Source organism: Streptomyces sp. CC53, from assembly GCF_001865245.1.
Lineage (GTDB): Bacteria > Actinomycetota > Actinomycetes > Streptomycetales > Streptomycetaceae > Streptomyces.
Map to the genome: position 1 here is coordinate 18,545 of NZ_MKXB01000164.1, position 4,825 is coordinate 23,369.

The window sequence follows — 4,825 nt, forward strand, 5'->3', positions numbered from 1 at the left end:
GCGACCAAGTGGGCGACTTCGCGTACACGGCCAACACCGGCCGGGCCGGGCACCGCTTCGGTGCGGTCGTCTCCGGTGGTGACGCGGGTGAGCTCGCGGTCGCGTTGCGGGACGTGGCGTCGGGGGCTTCCCCGGTCGTGCGCAGGGGTGGCCGGGGCCCGGCACCGGTGGTCTTCATGTTCACGGGTCAGGGTTCGCAGTACGCGGGCATGGGGCGAGGGCTGTACCGGACCGAGCCCGTGTTCCGGGCGGCGTTGGACGAGTGTGCGGAGTCGGTTTCCGGTCATCTCGATGTGCCGCTGCTGGATTTGCTGTTCGGCGCGTCGGCGCAGCTGCTCGACTCGACCCGGTTCGCTCAGGTGGGGATCGTGGCGGTGCAGGTGGGGTTGGTGCGGTGGCTGGAGTCGGTGGGGGTGCGTGCGGATGCGGTGGTGGGTCACAGTCTGGGGGAGTTGACGGCTGGGTGGGCTGCGGGTGTGGTGGGTCTTGAGGATCTGCTGCGGTTGGCGGTGGTGCGTGGTGGGTTGATGGAGTCGCAGCCGGGTGAGGGTGCGATGGCGGCGGTGCACGGGGACGTGGAGGCGGTCCTGGGTGTGCTTGACCGTTTCCCCGGTGTGGAGGTGGCGGCGTTCAACTCGCCGAGGGTGGTGACGGTGTCGGGTCCGGCGGACGCGGTGGCGCGGTTCCGTGCGGAGTCCGGTCTGCGGACGCAGCCGCTGGTGGTGAGTCATGCGTTTCATTCGAGGTTGATGGAAGGTGCGGTGGGGCCGTTCGCCGAGGTGGCGGCGGCAGTGGAGTGGTCGGCGCCGCGAATCGGGTTCGTGTCGTCGGTGACGGGTGGATGGCATTCAGCGGAGTCGGTGGGGGATGCGGGGCTCTGGGCGCGGGGGATCCGGGAACCGGTGCGGTTCTCGGAGGCGGTGGGGTTGCTGGGCGGGGTGGGTGCGGGTGTGGTGTGGGAGATCGGTGCGCAGCCGCAGCTGACGTCGTTGGCGCGGGCGTCGTGGCAGGGGGGTGAGCCGGTGTGGCTGACGACCTTGCGGCGTGATCGTGTCGATCAGGCCGAGGTGTACGCCGCTCTCGCCGCCTACGCGAACACGGCGTCGGGGACGGTGGACTGGGCCGGGCTCCATGCCGGCAAGGGGCACCGCACGACGACCCTGCCCACCTACCCCTTCCACCGGCAGCGGTACTGGGTCTCCCCGCCCCCGCCCACCCCCGGCAGCGGGCGGGACCAGCAGGACAGGCAACACACGTACGACAGGAACGAGAGGCACCAGCATCATGGCTAGCGAGTACGGACTGAAGCGTCACTTCAACGGTGAGGCGGCCCGCCTGATCGGTGGCAAGATCGCCGCCGTCCACCCCGACTTCGACGTGGACGGGTATGCGGACGAAGTCGAGAAGCGCATCCCCGGACTGGAGTTGAAGGACCGCGTCCTGGTGCTCGCGGAAGGGCTGCGGACGCGCCTGCCCGAGGACTACACGGCCGCCGTGCCGGTTCTCCTGGCCATCCTTGAGGACGAACTCGCCGAGGGCGAGGGCATGTTCAACAGCAGCTGGTTCCTCATGCCGGTCGCCCGCTTCGTCGAGGAGTACGGCCTCGACCACCCCGAGCTGTCCCTGGACGCGATCGAGGAGATCACCAAGCGGCACACCGGCGAGTACGCCATCCGCCCCTACCTCGAACAGCACTACGCGCTGACGATGGACCGGGTCGCCCGGTGGGCGGTGAGCCCCAGCCACAACGTGCGGCGGCTCGCCACCGAGGGCATCCGCTCCCGGCTTCCGTGGCATCGCACGCTCACCGTCTTCGTCAAGGACCCGCAGCCCGTCCTGGAGATCCTCGAACCGCTGCGCAGCGACCCCTCCGAGTACGTGCGGAAGTCCGTCGCCAACAACCTCAACGACATCTCCAAGGACCACCCCCAGGTCGCCCTCGACACCGCGCTGCGGTGGCTGGAGGAGAGCCCCACCCCCGAGACCCGGTGGGTCGTCAAGCACGGTCTGCGCACGCTCGTGAAGAAGGGCGACCAGCAGGCCCTGGCCCTCCTCGGGGCCACCGGCGGGGAGCACGTGCTCGTGCCCCGGCTGCGGATCGCCCCGGACCAGGTGACCGTCGGCGACACCGTCGTCATCACCTTCGACATCGAGAACACCGACGACCGGCCGCACAGCATCGCGGTCGACTACGTGGTGCACCACGTACGGAAGAACGGGCGCAGCATCCCGAAGGTCTTCAAGCTGACGACGCTCGAACTCGGCCCGGGCGAGAAGCGGACGCTGGAGAAGTCCCACCCCATCCGGGAGGTCCAGACCCGCAAGTACTACCCCGGCGAGCACGCCGTCGACATCCAGGTGAACGGCCTCGTGCGGGCCACCGAGCGCTTCGGCCTCCGCACATGAGCGGCCGCAGAGTCAGCCTCCGGTCCGCCGATCCCCTGGTCTCCGACCACCGGATCGGCGGCGTCCCGGTCGTCCCCGCAGCCCTCCAGGTCGACGCCCTGCTCGCCGCCTGCGACGCGGCCCGGCCCGATGCGGTGTGGACGCTGGAGCAGGTCGCGTTCAAGGCGCCGCTGACGGTCCCCGGCGCCGGGCTCGACATCGAGGTGGGGCCGGCCGGCGACGGCCGCCACGCGGTCCGCTCCGTGCCGCCCCACCCCGGCGCCGCGCCGACCGAACACAGCACGGCCCGGGTCTCCGGCGCCCCGCTGCCGCCGCCCCGCTACGTCGACGTGGCCGAGCTCAGGTCGGGCTGCACGCAGCAGGTGCCGCTGGCCGACGTGGCCGCGTGGCGGGACGCGAGCGGCATCGCGTACGGCCCCGCCTACCGGGCGATCCGGGCGGCGCACCGGGGCCCCGGCCGCATGCTGCTGCTGCTCCGCGCCGAGGACGGCACGGACGGCGGGTCGGTGCCCCCGTTCGTCCCGCCGCCACTGCTGGACAGCGTCTTCCAGGCGCTCGGGATGCTCGACGACGGCTCGGCGGGGGCGTGCCTGCCCTGGTTCGTCGGCCGGCTGGTGGCCCGCCGGCGGATATCCGGCACGGTGCTCGCCCTCGTGGAGCGGGACGAGCCCGCCGGCACCGGCGCCACCCCGGGCGGGGTCGTACGCGGCCGGGCCGTGGTCTGCAACCAGCAAGGGGAGGTGCTCCTGGAACTGGACCGCACCACCCTCAAGGCGACAGGCCCCGCCGCCGCACCTGCCGCCCCCCGGCCCGTGACCGGCCCCGCGCTGGTGTCTTCCGCCGCGCCGGCGCCCGGCCCCGCACCCGCCACCGCACACGCCCCGGCCTCCCGGTCCGCGGGGGCAGGGGACGGGGAGGGCCGGCGGGCCGTCGCCGCGCAGTCCCCGGCGGCGGTCCCCACGATCGAGAGCCTCGTCTGGCGCACGGTGGCCCCGGCCGCCGCGTCCGACGCCCCCGAAGGCGCCGTCCTCCTCGTGGCGGCGCACGCGCCCCCCGCCACCGAGGGCCTCCCGGTCCTCCACCTGACACCCGGGCAGCTGGCCGACGGGGGCCTCGACGCCCTCCCGGACGGCACCGTGGTGCGAGAGGTCGTCTACCTGGCGGCGGACGGACCGGGCGGCGCCGCGGACGCCACCCGGGCGCTCCAGGACGTCTTCGCGCTGGTCCGGCGGCTCGCCGCCCGCCCGCCCATGCCCGACCTGCTGATCGTCACCGGCACCGCCCACGAGGTCACCGCGGGCGAGTCCGCCGACCCCTTCATGACGGCGCTGTGGGGTCTCGGCCGCACCCTGCGCGTCGAGCACCCCCGCACCCGGGTCCGGCTGGTCGACCTCGGCTCCGGCCCGGACCGGGCCGCCGGACCGCAGGGCGACGGGGCCGTCCTCCGCGAGGCCCTGCGCCTGGACGGTCCGGAACTCGCCTTCCGGGAAGGCGCCTGGTACGAGCCCTGCCTTCTCCCGTCGCCCCCCGCCCAGGACCGCGGGGTGCGCTACCGGGGCGGCCGCTTCCTCATCACCGGGGGCATGGGCGGCATCGGCCTGCGCGTGGCGGAGTTCCTCGCGGACGAGGGCTGCGCCCGGCTGACCCTGGTCGGGCGGACCGTCCCGGACCGGGGCGAGGTCAAAGAGCGCCTCGACCGGCTCGCCGAGCGCTGCGCCGTCGACGTCGTCGCCGCGGACGTGCGCTCCCTCGGCGAGGTGCTGTCCGGCCCCTTCGACGGGGTGTTCCACGCCGCGGGCGTGCTCCGCGACGGGCTCGCCCGCACCCTGGCACCGGACAAGGTCGACGCCGTCCTCGGCCCCAAGGTCGGCGGCGTGCACGTCCTCGCCGACCTCGTGTCGGGCGGCGAACACCCCGGATTCGTCGCCCTGTTCTCCTCCATCGCCGCCGTCCGGGCCAACCTCGGCCAGAGCGCCTACGCCGCCGCCAACGGCTACCTCGACGGCTTCGCCGCCCGACGGCGGGCCGAGGGCCTGCCCTGGTACAGCCTCGGCTGGGGGCTGTGGACGGTCGGCATGGGCGAGGCCGTCGCCCCCAAGGCCGCCGCGCACGGTATCGCCGCCCTCGGCGAGGACGACGGCATCGCCCTGCTCCGCACGGCCCTGGGCCGCCCGCCCGCCCACTACGTACTCTCCGCCGCGAAAGCGAAGGACGCACCCATGACTGCTGTCACGCCCGACGCCGGCCTCCGGCCGTCGCTCACTCTCGCGCTCAGGAAGGTCCTGCACGTCGACACGGTGTCCGCCGAGGACGACCTGCTGGAGCTGGGCCTCGACTCGATGATGGCCGTCGAACTGGCCGCCTCGCTGGCCGCCGACGGACTCGACGTGGACCCGATGGTCTTCTTCGAGCACACCAG

General features: G+C 73.6%; 3 protein-coding genes. All 3 read left to right on the forward strand.

What is annotated here, in order from left to right:
- Positions 1-1,292 (forward strand): acyltransferase domain-containing protein (locus tag BJP40_RS34965; protein ID WP_193097121.1); only part of this gene is annotated, 1,292 nt, incomplete at its 5' end.
- Complete coding sequence (locus tag BJP40_RS19890) at positions 1,285-2,406, forward strand: DNA alkylation repair protein (RefSeq protein ID WP_071281524.1); 1,122 nt, start codon at positions 1,285-1,287, stop codon at positions 2,404-2,406. The genes BJP40_RS34965 and BJP40_RS19890, both read left to right, overlap by 8 nt.
- The coding region (locus BJP40_RS33145) for an SDR family NAD(P)-dependent oxidoreductase (RefSeq protein WP_226962367.1) at positions 2,403-4,825 on the forward strand (2,423 nt) is incomplete at its 3' end. The genes BJP40_RS19890 and BJP40_RS33145, both read left to right, overlap by 4 nt.

Coding starts and splice junctions, on each gene's coding strand:
- BJP40_RS19890 (WP_071281524.1), top strand. CDS start 1,285: ATGGCTAGCGAGTACGGACTGAAGCGTCACTTCAACGGTGAGGCGGCC.